Origin of the sequence: Spiroplasma endosymbiont of Poecilobothrus nobilitatus, assembly GCF_964030655.1 — a bacterium.
Taxonomy (GTDB): Bacteria; Bacillota_I; Bacilli_A; order Mycoplasmatales; family Mycoplasmataceae; genus Spiroplasma.
In genome coordinates this window covers 366,999-385,061 of record NZ_OZ034915.1, presented here as the reverse complement: position 1 = coordinate 385,061, position 18,063 = coordinate 366,999, and the positions used below count along the sequence as shown (strand labels likewise).

Sequence of the window (18,063 nt, the reverse complement as noted above, 5' to 3'; positions counted from 1 at the left end):
AACAAAAGGAATTTAAAGTAATGAAAAAAATATTAAGTATCTTAGGAACAATTACATTAATTGGAACAAGCACAACAAGTTTAGTTGCTTGTAATACACTACAAGAATATACACCAGAAGAATTAGCAAAATTAAAACAAAAAAATAGCAAAATTATAAATGGAAATAAGTTAGAATGAATAGCGCCACAAGAAAAACCTTTTATTATTGTTGAAAATAAATATTATTTTGTTGTATGACGAGGTAATGAAAATAATGATTGACGCATTGTTAAATTTAAACATTTTGAACAAAAAGAAAAAGTTTTAGATAAGTATGATAAATATGAACTTAAAACATCACATTTTGGTGGTGATTTATTTATTTATAAAAATGGATTTGTAAGTTATGATTGAAATAAAGATAATGGAACTTATTTTAAATCAGTTTATCGTTGAAATAGTGACGATGAACCAAATACAGATGTCGAAAATCAATTAAAAAGTTATTTAGATTTATAAATCTAAATAACTTTTTATATTTCTAATGTAATTAATGATAATTTTTCATTATTTTTATTAAATAATTCTAAATTATTAATATTAATTTGTTCTTTTAAGGTTGGATAGGAAAATATTTTTAATTTTGTAGAAAACTCTTGATGAAATAAAAAAAATCATCAATATGATAACTTTAAAAGAAAATTATATAAACTTTTAATATTGTTATTTAACTTTTTTATACGTTAAAATATAATACCGATGATTGTTGGTTTGGCGTTAAACCTTTATGCTGGTATTTTCATTTTCAGAGATTTAAATAATTTTGAATGTTCGTGAAACCTAAGCCATGATAATGAATTAATGATTCTTTAAGATTTGATTGTAATTTACTAATTTTATTTAACTTCCGATAACTAGCATCAGGATTTGTGCTAGTTTTAGTTGCTAATAAAATAGAATTTGTTTGTTTTGCTACTAATAAATATAATGGTTGCATGTCAGAAATAATAATTGAATTTTCTTTGATTAATTGTTTATTAATATTTTCAATAATTAACTGTTTTTGTAATCGTTTTGTGTTGGTTGATTTAACATAAATATTATTATTGCTATCAACAGCCATTTGAATACAACATTTAGTGTTGGTCGAAAATGAATCAAGATGAATTTTTCTTTTATCAAATTTATCTTTAAAATTACCTTTGTGGATTTCTTTAATAAATGTTTCATCGATTTGAATTTGGCCATTTAACGTTTTAAATTTTAATTGGGTGTTTTATAATTGTTTTGATTTCATTATTTTTTGGCGATTATATCAAGCGGTTTTCGGTGATGTTTTAATAAAGTGGGAAATCATTTTACTAGATTGGCCTAATAATGAAATTTGAATCAATAAATTTCACTGTTCATAATTTAAATGACTTTAATACGTAAAATGATCACGAAAAGCATCAAAACTAGCACGACATTTTTTGCATAAATATTTTTGTTTTAATTCAGGATTATGACCATTTTTAACACAATAAAAAGATTAACAATTAGGACATTTAATACCTTTATCCCTAAATTTTTGATCAATTTCATTTAAGCGTTTTTGTTTTTTAATTAATTCTGCTTCTTTTTTGACTTTTTCATGAAATTCTAAAAATTGATCATCTGTTAAACTTGGATAGGCTACAATTATTAGGACCATAATTATATAGACTTCAAAATTAGATAAAATTATTAAGAAAGAAGGAATATAAAAATGGGAAATAAAACTTCATACTCTGAAGAATTTAAAAAAAAAATTGTCATGCTATATAAAAATGGTAAAAGTGTTATTAATATAGGGCAAGAATATAATTTACCAAAACCAACTATTTATAGTTTAGTTAAAAATTATAATAATTCTGGTTCATTTAAAGCAAAAGACAATCGCACACTAGAAGAAAATGAAATAATAACTTTACGAAAAGAACTTAAAGACTTGAAAATGGAAAATGACATTTTAAAGCAAGCCGCACTGATAATGGCCAAAAAATAACAATAATTAATAACAACAAAACAAAATATTCAGTAAGAAAAATATGTAAGATTTTGGGTTTATCAAAATTAACGTATTATTATCAAACTAATAAATGTATTAACAAGCGAGTTAATAATTATGAACAAGAAATTATCAGTGCCTTTAATAAAAGTCGCAAAATTTATGGGGCTCGCAAAATTAAAGTTATTTTAAACAGAAAAGATATCATCTTATCGCGGCGAAAAATCAGATTCTTTATGATCAAAAATAATTTGGTTTCTAAATACACCAAATTAAAATATCATAATCATAAAACAACAGTCAATAATGACCAAATTAATAATATTTTAAATCGTCAATTTAACAACAAAAAACTTAATGAAGTTATTGTTAGTGATTTAACATATGTTAAAGTTGGCGCTAAATGACATTATATTTGTTTATTAATTGACTTGTTTAATCGTGAAATAATTGGTTATAGTGCTGGGTCGAATAAAACAGCCGAACTGGTCCAACAAGCTTTTCATAAAATAACACGACCATTAAATCAAATAACTCTATTTCATACTGATCGTGGTAATGAGTTTAAAAATAAAATCATTGATGAAATTTTAATAACTTTTAATATTAAAAGATCATTAAGCAATAAAGGCTGCCCTTATGATAATGCTGTGGCTGAAACAACTTACAAAACTTTTAAAACTGAATTTATTAAGGGTAAAAAATTTAAAAATTTAACACAATTAAAATACGAACTTTTTGATTTTGTGCATTGATATAACAATATTCGAATTCATGGCAGTTTAAATTATTTATCTCCAGTTACTTTTAGAAAACAAATGTCTATATAAAAAGTGTCCTAAAAAGTGTTGCTATTCCAATAAAATATATAATTCACATTAAGAATATATACAAGATGTTTTAAAATGAAATACATGATATTCAAATCGTAAATAAAAAGATATAATTAAAAAAATAGTAAATACTTTTTATTAGTACTTACTAAAATGGACGCACTCTAATATTCTTGTTTTTTTGCCTGAAAAAAAGTTATAAATAAAGTATACAGTTGCATTTGTACTAAAATTTATCAAAAAATATTAAAAATATAATTTAAGAAAGAAAGAAAAATACTATGGGAACATTATTAGGTATTTTAAGTTAGTTAGTAGGATTTATAAGCAGCGTAGCAACTAGTGCAGCTGCAACAGTTATTCCGGCTGGAACATATATTATTCAAGATAATGCATCATCGATGATTGATCTTGTTACGAGAGAAGTATCAGGAATTCTTAATGCTAATTCAACATTAATTGTAACAATTGAGAAAGCAATTTATGCTGGTAAAAAATTAACTAGTGATGTAATTGCTGATGCAATGATTACTTTAGAAGAAGCAGCAAGTTCAACAGCTGAAATTTTATTAAGCAATGAAGCTATGACAGTAGCAGCTGAGCGTTATCAGTGCCAACAGCGATGGGGGGGAATTCTTGCTGGGTCATTAGGAACAGCTGCTGAAACTTTAGGAATATCATTAGCAATTGGAGCAGCTATTTATGGTGGTTATTATGCTTACTCACACTGAGATGATATTAAACATTTTACTAGTGAATCATTAAAAACAGTAGAGAGTTATATGACATCGGCCAATAATTACTTTAAAAAAGTATGACATTTTTTAGATAAAATGTTATAAAAAAAATTTTTTCTAAATATTTAATTAAAAAAATGCTATTAAGTTAATCTTAATAGCATTTTTTAACTAATTGTTTCTTCAAAAATAGTTTGAATATTATTTAACAAATTTCCTTTAATATATGTTAATTCATTATCTAATAAATGACAACTAGTTTTAACATCATATCATAGGACATGGTTATTAATTGTTGTTTTTTTAAAGTTAATTTTATTAATATTTTCTTTTAATAATTCTAATAATTTATCACTTTCCAAATGATCAATAATTAAATTAATTGCTTGTTGATTTGAAGTAAATTTATATCCTTCAAAAAAGTTAATAAAATTAATTGCATATTCTTCTTTTCATTTTGGGTTTGTGGAAAAAATATAATCTTTAAATTCAAATAAATGCATTTTTTGATTAAATGATCAATAAAAATCTTTAATTTGACTAATAACTTCTGAACTAATTTGTAATTTTTTTTCATTAACATTAAAAGTTGAACTTAAAAATTGCATAAATAAATTAAGAATAATGTTTTCAGCAGCTGTTTTAACTTCTTTATGATATTTATCAAGGTTCTTTTGAATTAAAGGAACATCATAAAATAAATTATAATCAATTAAAAAGGCATACTTAATCCGGTTTCGTAAATAATTATAATACAAAGCTTGATAAATTTTTTTATTCACAATTACATTACTATAATAATTTGTAATTAATTTATCATTAATTGGTAAAGATAATAAATAATCAATAAAAAACTTATTCAACCCTTGGTATTGAAACGGCATAATTTGATGATATGATAAAAAATATTTTCGATATTGACTAATACTCATTTTTCGTCAAATTGCTTCGGAACTAGTTGGATTAGAAAAATCAAATGTTAACTTTTCTGGTTTAATAGTTGTTCATTCCGAAGATTCTTCTACAATTGGTTCAGGGTCATCTTTTAAAATAATATTCCGTTTTGTTTGGTCAATATAATTATCGTCATCATTTGCCATAATATGTTGTTTGTTAAATTTAAAATATTTTTCTTCATTAGAAGGATTATTAACTATTAAATCAGGAATATCATGTAAAGCAATTATTGGTTTTTCCTTTTCATTTTTAATTGGATATAATAATTGAATAAAATTTAGATACCGGTCTGGAAAAGATAGACTACTAAAATCAATTGTTTTGCGTGGTAATGTTGCTTTTGCTTTTAAAGCTGGTTTTTCTTTTTGTTCATAATTGGAACTTAATTTCGCAATTGATTCTGTTGAACGCAACACGGGTGATTCAACTATTTCTTCTTTTTCTTGTTCTTGCCGACTAAATGATTCTAATGTTTCATTACCAACATAATGATATCCGCGCAGAAAAATAACCCGGTTATCTTTTAATAATGTAATAAATTGATTTGCCTGGTCAGAAGTTACGGTTGAAAAATAAGTATGAATTAAATTTAATAATTCTGCTTTAATAATCCGATTACCATTTTTTGGTAAATATGTTTTAAATAAATATATTTCTAAATCCTTAAGATTTTTCATTTTTTTAATTTTAGTTAAATCAAATTTCATAAGGCCCCCTATTTACCAATAATTTTTTGTACAATCCTATTAATAATATCTGCTTGGTAATTTTTAAATAACCAATTACTATGTAAAATTGCTTCAATTTTTCACCCGCGGTCAACCAAATACTTTTGACGATAAAAATCATATTCTTTTTGTTCAACCCCAATTGGATATGTTAAATCATCACAAATAATGCCTAATACATAATGGTCCTTTTTCTGATCATATACCGTAACATCAATTTGATAAGTTCCTTGCACTGTATATGTTGCAATTTGATAACGTTCATAACCACTTAAGACTGCTGTTAAAGCAGCCGCAACTTCTGTTGTAAATTGTCGATTAATTTTAGAAATTTGCTGTTCTTGGTCATAACTTTTTGCTGTTGTTAACTTTGCTAATACTTTGTCTTCTTGATCTTTACCACGGTTTAATTGTTCAACATACTCTAAATAATATTTAAAGTACCGTGGGCCAGGATGTTTTGAATCTTCTGAAATTAATGCTGATGGAAATGACTTAACAATATAAATTTTTTCTTTAGCCCGCGTAATTGCCACATTTAAGCGATTCTCACCGCCTGATTGCGATAAAGGACCAAAAAATTGCGCAAATTTATTATTTTCATCCCGGGCAAAACCAATTGAAAAAATAATAATATCGCGTTCATCACCTTGAATATTTTCAAGATTTTTAACAAATAATCCTTCATTACGTCCATTATGCATTCGATGTAATTCTTGTTCTAATGCTGGTTTTTTTTCAAATTCCTCAGTTAAATATTGTCAAATTAAGTTTTTTTGCACTTCATTAAAAGTAACAACCCCTATTGTTTCTTGTTGTTTTCGAGTTATAATAATTTCTTTTAGTAACATAACAATACGTTTTGCTTCAGGAATATTACCACGGTTTTTTCATACCCCATCGGGAACATCAATTAATTTTAACGGAAAATCTTTTTTTGTCTTATTTGAAATCATAATTAAATTATTATCATAGAAAGCGGCATTTGAAAAATTAATTAACTCACTATACTTTGACCGGTAATGGAACCGTAACATACTAGAATTATATTGCTTACTAGCAAAGTCAAGTAAACTATTATCAGTTAAGGTTGTTTCAAGGGCTAATAATTCTTCGTTTTGTTCTAACCCATCATAATCAAACCGTGATGAAAAGAAATTTGTTGGTCCTAATTGTTTTTTATCCCCAGCAACTAAAATTCGTTCTGCCCGATAAATAATTGGAATTGCTCGCTCAACAAAAATTTGTGATGCTTCATCAAAAATTAATTGGTCAAACTCTTGATGATTTAATGGTAATAATTGCGAGGCAATATCTGGGGTTACCATAATAACAAAAAATAAAATTTTAATTAATTCATAATTATTTTTAAAAAAATAAGTAATTGACCGTTTTGTTTTCTTTCGACATTCTTCAATAATTTTAGGCAATGTTTCAATAAAATTTGCTTTAATAACATCCCGGATTTGTTGATGGTATAAATAAGTTAAATATTCCGTTGTATTAACCATTGATTGATTGCTTAATTTAGTTAGTTCTTCTCGTCAATTTAAAGTTCCAACTTTTAATAACTCAGCATGTTCTGTTTGATAACAATGAACAAAATAATGTTGATAAATTAATGGCATATCTGCTTCAGTTTTAACAACAGTTCCTAAGTAAGCATATAAGTTATAATTTTTGTCTTCATGACGAAGACGATCATTTTGGTCAATCAATTCTAAACGATTAACAAAATAATCAATATTTTTAAATTCCATTGTTAATGCATCAATTAAAGCTGCTTCCTCAATTTTAAATAAATTAAATTTATTTTCATCAACACTATTAATCGTATAACTAACAATATTATTTTTTAATACATTAAATATTAAAGCTAAAAATTTACGCGGTTTTAAACCTTCTGCTTTTTTTAACATTTTTTTAAATTCTTTTGCTCGAAAACGATGATAAATTTCTGCAAAATGCGGAAAATCATTAAACAATGCTAAAAATTTTTGAACTATCATTGTATTTTGATAAATTCGATGACAATGACGACAATAATCCTCATATTCTAATTCAAAATAATAAAATTGACTTAATAATTCAAAATCTAATGATAGTGGATGGTCCTTAACATTATTTAAAAATTGTAAATAATCTTGATAAGTATTTTGGCGCGCAAAAATTTTATATTTCTTAATATTATCAAATAACTGATCCATTTTAGTTAGATACATTGCACTTTCTACTTCTGGATATAATTGATTAATATTATTAATACTATCTAAAATTTTTTGATAAAAACTCTCTTTTTCTTCTAAGTTAGTAATCATTAAACAATAATTTTGAATTTTTTTCATATTATTATAAACAACTTTAATTGCATCTTGTTTTTCCGCGCAAAATAGAACTCGTTCTCCACGGCATAAATTATTAACAATTAAATTACTAATTGTTTGAGATTTTCCTGTTCCAGGTGGTCCTTGAATAATTGTATTTTTTTCTAATGCTTTCTTAATGGCCACTTTTTGGGAAATATCATAATTGTTAATTGCCATTACTGTTCTTTCATTTAATTCTTCTTGATATCGTAGTTGGTTTTCTGCTCAATCCTCTTCAATATTATATTCATTTTGAAAAATTTGACTAACAGAATGATCAGAAACTTTCTCTAAATCACAATAATCGCGATATAATGTTGTTGATGAAATATTATACATTCCAAGATAACAATCAAATACTAATCCTAAATTATTAACTTGATAATTATTGGTTAAATATTTATCAAAGTTATCAACAATATTAGAACATAATTGCTCGTTTTGTTTGTAGTAATTTAAATTGTATAAATGATTTATTTTATCTTCATTTTTAATCTTAAATCCTAATTTTTTTAAATCATTAATTGCTTTTTGAAAAATATCATCCGTTAAAGTTAGGGAATCAAAACTAAATTCTGCAACATTATAATTACTATCTTTAATTTGACTTAAACGAATTGCTGAATTTAATAAAATTTCATCATGTTTCGTTGCTAAAACAATTTTATTTTTTGTGCGACTAAGTTCATTAAGTGGTCACAATAATAATGGTGCACGAAAAACTTTTTGTGATTGTGTTAGCCCTTCAATGTATGGTCAACCAATATATAATGGATTAATGTTTCGTTCAAAGTAATATAATTTAGCATCTTGCAAAATTCGAGTAAATTTATTAAAAATTTTTGTTGTTTCTTCACTAATAATTTTTTCTAAGTTTAATAAACTTTCTTCACTAACTTTTTTCCCATCCTTCTTAACAAACAATGTAAAAATAAATTCAAGAATTTTTGAATAATGCAAAATGGGATACTTATTAAATGCATGTTGCTTTAAGTGTGAAGCAAATTCTGCATCATTTTTACTTTTGTTAATAATTCCTCCAACGTAACAAAAAATTTCCATAATTGTTTCTCCAGATAATTTAGTAATAATAAGATTTTCTTTCTTATTAATATCTTTTCAAACTTTTTCTGGGTCTTGGTTTGATAAAAATAATAAGTCTAAGAAATTAAAAATATTTTTACTTTTTGTGTTAATTTTGGTTAAAAAAATGTCTCCCACCGTTTTATCATTTAATAGTCGTTTTTTGTACTCACTTAAAATCGTTAGAATATTTTTTTTCATAGTCTTTCTCTTCCTATTAATATTACTTATATTAGCACATTTGTTAAAAGTTGTAAATTATTGCAGAAAGGCAAATGTCTTAAAAATAAAATTTTATGAAATAAATTTAGTTAAAAACTACAATAATTTTCAAAAATAGTATATGTTTCAAATAGTGTATGACTAATTTATTTAGTAGATAACATTACGTTGATGAGGATAATAGTATGAACGCTATTAATCAATTATTAAATACATTAGAAAATTATGGTAGTATTACGGGAACTAAAATTTGGATAGGCTACAATTATTAGGACCATAATTATATAGACTTCAAAATTAGATAAAATTATTAAGAAAGAAGGAATATAAAAATGGGAAATAAAACTTCATACTCTGAAGAATTTAAAAAACAAATTGTCATGCTATATAAAAATGGTAAAAGTGTTATTAATCTAGGGCAAGAATATAATTTACCAAAACCAACTATTTATAGTTGAGTTAAAAATTATAATAATTCTGGTTCATTTAAAGCAAAAGACAATCGCACACTAGAAGAAAATGAAATAATAACTTTACGAAAATAACTTAAAGACTTGAAAATGGAAAATGACATTTTAAAGCAAGCCGCACTGATAATGGCCAAAAAATAACAATAATTAATAACAACAAAACAAAATATTCAGTAAGAAAAATATGTAAGATTTTGGGTTTATCAAAATCAACGTATTATTATCAAACTAATAAATGTATTAACAAGCAAGTTAATAATTATGAACAAGAAATTATCAGTACCTTTAATAAAAGTCGCAAAATTTATTGGGCTCGCAAAATTAAAGTTATTTTAAACAGAAAAGATATCATCTTATCGCGGCGAAAAATCAGATTTTTTATGATCAAAAATAATTTGGTTTCTAAATACACCAAATTAAAATATCATAATCATAAAACAACAGTCAATAATGACCAAATTAATAATATTTTAAATCGTCAATTTAACAACAAAAAACCTAATGAAGTTATTGTTAGTGATTTAACATATGTTCAAGTTGGCGCTAAATGACATTATATTTGTTTATTAATTGACTTGTTTAATCGTGAAATAATTGGTTATAGTGCTGGGCCGAATAAAGCAGCCGAACTGGTCCAACAAGCTTTTCATAAAATAACACGACCATTAAATCAAATAACTCTATTTCATACTGATCGTGGTAATGAGTTTAAAAATAAAATCATTGATGAAATTTTAATAACTTTTAATATTAAAAGATCATTAAGCAATAAAGGCTGCCCTTATGATAATGCTGTGGCTGAAACAACTTACAAAACTTTTAAAACTGAATTTATTAAGGGTAAAAAATTTAAAAATTTAACACAATTAAAATACGAACTTTTTGATTTTGTGCATTGATATAACAATATTCGAATTCATGGCAGTTTAAATTATTTATTTCCAGTTACTTTTAGAAAACAAATGTCTATATAAAAAGTGTCCTAAAAAGTGTTGCAATTCCAAAGTAAAATATAATTACATAATATAAAATTATATTTTGTATCAAGTACATTATTTTTGAATAAGTTATTTTAAGCACATTATTTTATTAAAATTTGATAAAAGAGACATTTTATTTTTCCTTAGAGCTAGCGAGGGAAAAAATATATGAAAAAATATTAAAAAAGAGAAAGATATTTCTAAAACCAATTTTGATATTAGTAAAGAATATGATAACAAGTTTGTTAATGTTGATTTAGATTATCAACAAGCAAATAAACGAACATCACTTTTTAATGAAATGAAATATAAAATGGCAATTTTTAATCATCACCGCCGGGAGTTTTTTGATCGTTTTCCATTAATAGGTTATTCATTAAAAAGAATCTTTTTTGCAATTATTACTTTATTGCTAGCAATTTGTGTAATTTTTATTTTATTGCGATTAGTAACTCCTGATGATATTTATATTAAAGACATTGATATTGATAAATTAAATATTTTACCAGGTACACCAGAATATAATGCTTTATTGGAACAAAGAATGAAAATTTTTGGAGTATATGGCTCAATTTGAAGTCAATTAGGAACATATTTACGAAATATTATGCCTTTTATTAAAAAAACAATAATTATTAATAGTGCTTTTGACCCAATAACTGGTGAATTAGTTGGTGAAAAATTTACAACATGATTTTACTTAGGAGTTGTTTTTTCAACAGCAGTAGCACAACCAGGAGAATTGGTGTCAGATATCTTTGCGCTAGCAATCCCGTATTTATTTGGTTTTGGGTCAGTTGCGGTGTTATTAGCTTATTTAATTGGTGTGCCATTAGGAATCATTGCTGCAAAAAATAAAGAACGTGGTGTTGATAATACTATTAATGCTGGGTCAATTATCTTTTTAGCAATTCCACCGGTTGTTTTAGTCGCAGGAATTTATTTAATTTCAATTAATGTTTTTTATGCTCATGGTTTATTTAGTTCGGGAACTTTTCATACTAAATTTTGACCAGTGTTTGCAATTTTTTTAATGATAACACCACCAATTGTTATTAATACAAGACGATATGTTATTGATGAAATGACGGCTGATTATACTAAGTTTGCCCTATCAAAAGGAATGACTAATCGTTATATTTTCTATATTCATATTTTCCGTAATGCGGGGATTCGAATTTTTCGTTTATTACCAGCAGCTTTTGTAACAACAATTTTTGGGGCGAGTATCTTTGCTGAACAAAATTGAGCAATTCCAGGGATGAGTAAATTTATTGTCTCGGGCGTTGGAAACAAGGATTCCTTTGTTGTCATGGGATATATTTTATTAACAGCAACAGCTGGAATTGTTACTAGTTTAATAGCCGATATTATGATGGCGATATTAGACCCACGAGTAAAATTAACAAAATAAAGAGAGGAGTAAGATGATGCGAAGAGTTACAGATGAAGAGTTACTTGATTTTCAAAGTTATGATATTAATAATTTAGATCCAAGTTTATTTGAAATTGTTGGCCCCCAACTAGAAGAGAATGAACGAATTTAAACGAAATCATATCGTTATTGAAAAGTAGTTGGTCAAATTTTAATTACTAAAAAAACATTTATTGTTTGTTTATTATTATTGCTTGCAATTATCTTATTAACAGCGATTGTCCCAATTGGTAAAGTTGCGAACCCATTACCTGCTGATTTACCAATTTCCAATTATCAACAACCTTTAGATCCAAATGCAACTTATTTATTTGGACTGGGGATGAATGGTGAGAATTATTGAGATAAAATTTGAATTGGAATGCGAACAACTTTATTATTTACATTAATAATTGCCTTAATTAAAATTTTAATTGGCGTTATTGTTGGTTCAATTTGAGGATTTTATAAAAAATTTGATATTTTATTTATTGAAATTACACGCTTTTTAAATTTAGTACCAACACTAATTTTATGATTAATTATTATTTTTGCTTTAGGTAAAACAATGCCTGTTATCATTTTTGTCGTATCACTTACTAGTTGAATTACTTTGGCAGAGGTTATTCGAGTACAAATTATTTTAGTCCGAAATGTCGAATATAATCTTGCTTCAAAAATGTTAGGAACATCTAGACCAAAAATTGTGACAAAAAATATTATGCCACGAATTTTACCATTAATTATTCAAACAGCATCCTTTGCTGTGCCAATGGCTATTGCAATTGATTCAACATTAAATTACTTTAACTTTGGTTTTGACCAAGGACATGAAAATACAACATTAGGATTTATTTTAAATGAAGTATTAGCATCTAGTAAGTGACAAGATTATCCACATTTATTAATTATTCCTATTTGTTTTATTGCTGGAACATCGGTTTTATTTTTCTTATTCGGAAAAGTATTTGCTGACTCATTAGACCCCAAAAACTATTATAAATAAAAATAATGTATTAAAAGGAGATATTGCTTTATGGAAAAAGAAATTGTTATTTCAATTAAAAAATTAATAATAAAATTTAAAACTCGTGCCAATGTTTTAACTGCTATTCAAAATATTTCTTTTGATATTTATGATGGTGAAACATTGGCAATTGTTGGTGAGTCGGGAAGTGGTAAGTCAGTTATGACCAAAACATTTACTAATATGTTAGAAAGTAATGGATGAATTAGTAATGGTTCAATTGTTTATTCGCCTTCAAAAAATATTTTAGCGGATGATTTAGCGTATTTTCGAAAACCAGTTCATTTAGTTGATTTTCATAAAATTTTATTAGATAATAACCTACAAAAAAATATTATTAAGTATAATAAAAAACGAATTATTAGAACAACACAAAAAATAAAGATGATTAATAATTTGGAATTAACTAATTTGCAAACAGCAATTATTGATTTACAAAATAAAATTGAAGTGTTAAAAAAACAAATTAGTTTTAGTCATTCAAACCGAATTAATAATAAAATAGGAAAACTTAATGCACAATTAAAGGAATATAAAAATCAACAAGAGATGTTGTTAAATCCTGAATTAAAACAAAAAAAGATTAAATTTTTGCAAAATCGAATTGTTGGTTATAATAATGAAATTGACAAAATTAAAAAATTAACTTGAAGTGAAAAACGATTATTAGGGAAAAATATCCAGTTTTTAAAAAAATATTTTGAGCAAAAAATTATTCCTTCGCCAACAGAATTTAGTAAAATTCAAACTTATTTTAGTAAAAAAACTTATACCGACGGGATTCGTTATCGTATTAACAAATTAAATCAGTTAATGGCTAGTGGAAAACCAATGGATGCTGCTAATTTTGCTAATGTATATGAAGAATGAAATTTAATTAAAAATTTTGAATTTATTAATAAATTAAAAGCGGCAAAACAAATTAGTAAATTACGTGGTCCAACAATAGCAACAATTTTCCAAGATCCAATGACATCTTTAAATCCATTATTATCAGTTGGTTTTCAAATTTCAGAAGTATTACGAAAACATCGTAAAATGTCACGAGCAATGGCAAAAAACAGCAATTGAATTACTAGAAAAAGTTGGAATTCCAAAGGCTAAAAAGCGTTATCATGATATCCCGGGAATGTATTCGGGCGGAATGCGCCAACGGGTAGTTATCGCAATTGCTTTAGCTTGTCAACCAAAAGTTTTAATTTGTGATGAACCAACGACAGCCTTAGATGTTACAATTCAAGCTCAAATTCTGGATTTAATTAAATCATTACAAAAAGAATATAAATTTACTGTTATTTTTATTACCCATGATTTAGGTGTTGTAGCAAATATTGCTGATCGGGTTGCTGTAATGTATGCTGGCCAGATTATTGAGCATGGAACAGTGAATGATATCTTTTTTGATCCAAAGCACCCTTATACTTGAGCGCCATTATATTCTTTACCACAATTTGGTCAAAAAGGGGAAGACCTTTATTCAATTCCTGGTTCACCACCATCATTATATGCAAAAGTATATGGAGATCTATTTACTCCTCGTAATCAACATGCGATGAAAATTGATTATTTATTAGAACCACCAATGTTTAAAGTAAGTGAAACACATTATGCAAAAACTTGACTATTAGATCCACGAGCTGCAAAAGTAACAAAACCAAAGCAATTACAACAATTAGAACAAATTAAAAATGATACAAAGGTAGGTGATTAAGATGAACAAAAAGGAACAATAACAGTTTATTATGGTTCGCGATTTGTTAATTCAATTTCGCCAAAAAAATAAAAAAGTAAATGCAGTTAAAAGAGCAAGTTTTGATATTTACCGTGGAGAAATTTTTAGTATTGTTGGTGAGTCGGGAAGTGGTAAAACAACCATCGGTCGTGCCATTGCTGGTGTGCAAACAATTAAAGATGGAACAATTTATATGGATAAGTATTTGATTCGGGGAAAACCACCACAATTATATAAAATTAATTTAGATATTAATGAAAAACTGCGATTATTGCGAAATAATAATATGTTATTAAATAAAAATTTAAGTAACTATATTAATAATTTAAAAATTAGTTATTATCGTTATTTTGAAAATAAAAAATATGTTGTTAGTACGAAAGAATTAATTTCTTATACAAATAAACAATATTTAGTAACAACTGACCTTGAATTAAAGAAAGTTGATTTACTAAATTTTAATCATAGTAATAATCATTTTACGTTAGTAAAAGAAATGTATGAATATAATTTAATTTTATTAAAAGATATGTTAAAAGCTTATCAACGAATTTTTCGTTTTATGGATAATTTGCATGAATAAATTCCATCATTATTATCCCTTGCCCTAGAAGAAGAAATCAAAGGCCGTGTCCGCGGAAATATTGAAATTATTGAAGGAAATATTTTATTAGGGCATAAAATTTATAAAGTTCTTTTAAAATTAGAAGAAAATCGTAATACTTTAAAAGAAAACCTTGTATTAGAACAAGCACAAAAATATTATGATGCTTCTTTTGAACAATTAGCAAAATTATTATCAATTCATACTAAATTGTTAAATGAGATTAATTTTTTACATAAAAATCAACGTGCAGCTTTTATTCTTTTTGTTCCGAAGGGAAAACGAAAAAAATATATTTTAGGTTATAATAAACGTTTTAATGTTTTCAAAAGTGATTTTGAAAAGGCATATTTACAGGAATTACAAAAATTGGAATTAGAATCGCAAACAAATCCACAAGCAATTATTGCATTACAGCAAGCATATCAAACGAGTGCTTTAATGATAAAAATTGCAACAGCAGATATGGCGAAAACATTAAGTGAATTAGCAACCAAGTCTAATTTTAAAACAAGTTTAGCAGCATTACCAGATAATGAATGAAAAGAAGGATTAATGACTTTGATTAAGAAAAGTGCAACATCAGAACAACAACAAATTATGCTTGCTGATTTATCATATTTAGCACGACATGGGGTTTTTCGTGATCAAACAACAATTAAATTATATTATCAATGAGTAGGCAAGAAGTATAAATCTTCAACATCGGACATTATTGCTTCTAATCGTTTATTAGATTTACCATTAATTGATGAAATTGTTAAAAATGCGGAATTGTTTAAATTACCAACAAGGCAAGAAAATCGTTTACAAAATTAAAAAATTAAAATGATTTTTCAAGATCCATCTTCGTCATTAAACGATCGAATTTCGGTTGAAGAAATTATTGGAGAAGGGTTAACAAATTTTCCTGAATTATATCAAAATGATACTGCTCGCCAGTTGTATTTAACTTATTATAATAATAATTTAGGGAAAAATGAAAAACCATTAAAGTCAGATCAAATTAAAGATCGTGATGTTAAAGATTTCTTAATTTTAAACATTTTAAAAGAAGTTGGATTATTACCAGAACATTTATCACGTTATTAACATTAATTTTCAGGAGGACAACGACAACGAATTGGTATTGCTCGCGCATTAATTATGAAACCACAATTTATTATTGCTGATGAACCAATTTCAGCATTAGATGTTTCAATTAGAGCCCAAGTTTTAAACTTATTGAAAAAATTTCAACAACAATATAATTTAACTTATATTTTTGTTGCCCATGATTTATCGGTTGTACGGTTTATTGCTGACCGAATTGCTGTTATTTATCATGGTCAACTTGTTGAATTAGCAAACGCTGAGGAGTTATTTACTAATCCATTACATCCATATACGCTCGCATTATTATCAGCAATCCCGTTACCTAATCCAAATTATGAAAAAGAAAAAGTTCATTTTATCTATGAACCAGAAAAAGAACATTTAGATTACTTATTTGATTTACCAGAGTTTACTGAAATTAAAACGGGGCACTATTTATTTGGGAATTAACGTGAAATTGCTTCAGCAAAATCTAAACTTGCTATGGCAGTTGACAGAAAGGGGGGGTAATGATGTTTAAAAAGAAATTGGCACTTTTTGCTAGTTTTACGGCAATAACAACAGCAACACCATTAGCCGTTTCGTGTGGAATTAGTTTAGAATTGTTAGCAAATCGTTTAATTACCGATAATGTTTTTCGTTCTATTTTTAAATTCCCCTTAACATCATGGTCAAGTGCATCAACAATGTTAGTTGATGATAATAAAATTTTAGCTGATGTTCTTGGAACATTAGTAGCAACTGATAAATATAATCGTAGTTTCGGTGATCTTACTGAAAAAAAGATAAAACATCAAAATATGTTGGAATTCCTAATGCTGATCAAAGTGAATGAAAATATAAAATTTCACCACAAGCAAAATGATTTGATTATCAAGGTAATTTTCAACGGCAAGTTAAAGCTAGTGATATGATTAATGCTGCTAAATTTGTTTTATTTCCAAAAAACTTATCGGCAACATCAGGATTATGACAAACTTTCATTAGTGGTGCACAAGAAATTTGAGATCATTTTCAGGCAGGCAATTATCAAACAGATTATTATAATGATCCAATTTGAAAAAAATAGGAATGACAATTAATGAGGCTGATGATGAAATTACCATTAAATTAACAAAGTCAGCAGAATATTTTGATACTTTAATGACTTATTTAGCTTTTGCACCATTACCAGAAAAGGCGTTACGACAAGGTTATAATTATGGGACCAATTATAAAAATATTTGGTATTCAGGAGCATATTTAATTGAAAAATATAGTTCAACTTCACAAATTTTATTGCGAAAAAATCCTGCTTATCGGCATACCAAATTAACATACATTGATAAATTAAATTATACTTATTTAGCAAATAATGATGTTTCGCGTGAACGTGTTTTATTTGAATCAGGTGATGTTAATGATTTTCTAGTTGAACCAACAGATAGTAATGGCTGAAAGAAATACGTTGGCTCTAATCCTGCTAATCCAATTTTTAGTGGTGCATCAAGTATTATTAATCCTGATCCAACAACGTATACAATTATTCACAATTATGCTAATAGTGATATTTTAAATTCAAATCCAGTTCGTGCTAATCAAGCATTAAATGCAAGTAAGGCGTTACAATATGATAAAGTTCGAAAATATTTTTCAGCCCAGCTAGACCGTAGTAAATTTGTTAAATATTATTCCGAAGCCATAGATGATTCACCAACTTCCAAGTTTTTACGAAATGTTTATACTGCACGTTATTTTATATATAATGGGGATGTTGATTATGCGTCATATGTTTAAGAAGAATATGCAAACCATTTTTTAGATGG

13 protein-coding genes and 3 pseudogenes are annotated in these 18,063 nt (G+C 26.2%); 11 read left to right on the top strand and 5 right to left on the bottom strand.

The features are described 5' to 3' along the window. The first annotated feature begins 20 nt into the window (after positions 1-20). Positions 21-500 (top strand): lipoprotein, encoded by a 480-nt coding sequence (locus tag AAHM76_RS02240; protein ID WP_342256486.1) that lies wholly within the window; start codon positions 21-23, stop codon positions 498-500. 217 nt (positions 501-717) lie between these two features. On the opposite strand, the gene AAHM76_RS02235 is transcribed toward AAHM76_RS02240, so the two are convergent. The 3 genes from AAHM76_RS02235 to AAHM76_RS02230 all read right to left on the bottom strand — a co-directional run bounded on the left by AAHM76_RS02235 (position 718) and on the right by AAHM76_RS02230 (position 1,674). Then, positions 718-1,191: a hypothetical protein gene (locus AAHM76_RS02235; protein ID WP_342256824.1), complete on the bottom strand. Its 474-nt coding sequence runs from the start codon at positions 1,189-1,191 to the stop codon at positions 718-720. A gap of 213 nt (positions 1,192-1,404) precedes the next feature. Beyond that, positions 1,405-1,476 carry a hypothetical protein gene (locus AAHM76_RS08370; protein ID WP_425289451.1) on the bottom strand — a complete coding sequence of 24 codons (72 nt, stop codon included), beginning with the start codon at positions 1,474-1,476 and terminating at the stop codon, positions 1,405-1,407. Positions 1,477-1,512: 36 nt separating this feature from the next. Then, entirely contained in the window at positions 1,513-1,674 is a 162-nt protein-coding gene (locus AAHM76_RS02230; protein ID WP_342256485.1) for a hypothetical protein, read from the bottom strand. A 54-nt stretch (positions 1,675-1,728) separates the two neighbouring features. Here AAHM76_RS02230 and AAHM76_RS02225 point away from each other — a divergent pair. Then, positions 1,729-2,840 (top strand): IS3 family transposase gene (locus AAHM76_RS02225; protein WP_342256484.1). Its coding sequence is split into 2 segments (ribosomal slippage): positions 1,729-1,972 and positions 1,972-2,840, totalling 1,113 coding nucleotides; the frame shifts between segments, so codons are not numbered across the junction. A gap of 404 nt (positions 2,841-3,244) precedes the next feature. After that, entirely contained in the window at positions 3,245-3,685 is a 441-nt protein-coding gene (locus AAHM76_RS02220; protein ID WP_342256483.1) for a hypothetical protein, read from the top strand. 62 nt (positions 3,686-3,747) lie between these two features. Here AAHM76_RS02220 and AAHM76_RS02215 read toward each other — a convergent pair whose 3' ends face one another. Further along, positions 3,748-5,244 (bottom strand): hypothetical protein, encoded by a 1,497-nt coding sequence (locus AAHM76_RS02215; protein WP_342256482.1) that lies wholly within the window; start codon positions 5,242-5,244, stop codon positions 3,748-3,750. 8 nt (positions 5,245-5,252) lie between these two features. Beyond that, positions 5,253-8,915, bottom strand: coding sequence for an AAA domain-containing protein (locus AAHM76_RS02210; RefSeq protein ID WP_342256481.1), 3,663 nt, complete (start codon positions 8,913-8,915; stop codon positions 5,253-5,255). Between the two features lie 353 nt (positions 8,916-9,268). Between AAHM76_RS02210 and AAHM76_RS02205 the strand changes: the two are divergent. The 8 genes and pseudogenes from AAHM76_RS02205 to AAHM76_RS02155 all read left to right on the top strand — a co-directional run bounded on the left by AAHM76_RS02205 (position 9,269) and on the right by AAHM76_RS02155 (position 18,034). Further along, positions 9,269-10,380 (top strand): annotated as a pseudogene (locus AAHM76_RS02205) (IS3 family transposase). A gap of 64 nt (positions 10,381-10,444) precedes the next feature. After that, positions 10,445-11,800, top strand: a complete 1,356-nt coding sequence (oppB, locus tag AAHM76_RS02200; RefSeq protein ID WP_342256480.1) for an oligopeptide ABC transporter permease OppB — start codon at positions 10,445-10,447, stop codon at positions 11,798-11,800. A 211-nt stretch (positions 11,801-12,011) separates the two neighbouring features. After that, complete coding sequence (locus AAHM76_RS02195) at positions 12,012-12,806, top strand: ABC transporter permease (RefSeq protein WP_342256479.1); 795 nt, start codon at positions 12,012-12,014, stop codon at positions 12,804-12,806. A gap of 30 nt (positions 12,807-12,836) precedes the next feature. After that, positions 12,837-14,538, top strand: a pseudogene (gene oppD / locus AAHM76_RS08365) (oligopeptide ABC transporter ATP-binding protein OppD). Positions 14,539-14,569: 31 nt separating this feature from the next. Next, a complete protein-coding gene (locus AAHM76_RS02180) occupies positions 14,570-15,142 on the top strand; it encodes an ATP-binding cassette domain-containing protein (protein ID WP_342256476.1) in 573 nt (190 codons plus the stop codon). A gap of 780 nt (positions 15,143-15,922) precedes the next feature. Then, a pseudogene (locus tag AAHM76_RS08360) lies at positions 15,923-16,708 on the top strand (ATP-binding cassette domain-containing protein); the annotation flags it as partial. 62 nt (positions 16,709-16,770) lie between these two features. Next, entirely contained in the window at positions 16,771-17,340 is a 570-nt protein-coding gene (locus AAHM76_RS02160) for a hypothetical protein (protein WP_342256472.1), read from the top strand. Further along, positions 17,315-18,034 (top strand): ABC transporter substrate-binding protein, encoded by a 720-nt coding sequence (locus AAHM76_RS02155; protein ID WP_342256471.1) that lies wholly within the window; start codon positions 17,315-17,317, stop codon positions 18,032-18,034. The genes AAHM76_RS02160 and AAHM76_RS02155 overlap by 26 nt, the downstream gene beginning before the upstream one ends. The last annotated feature ends 29 nt before the right edge of the window (positions 18,035-18,063 follow it).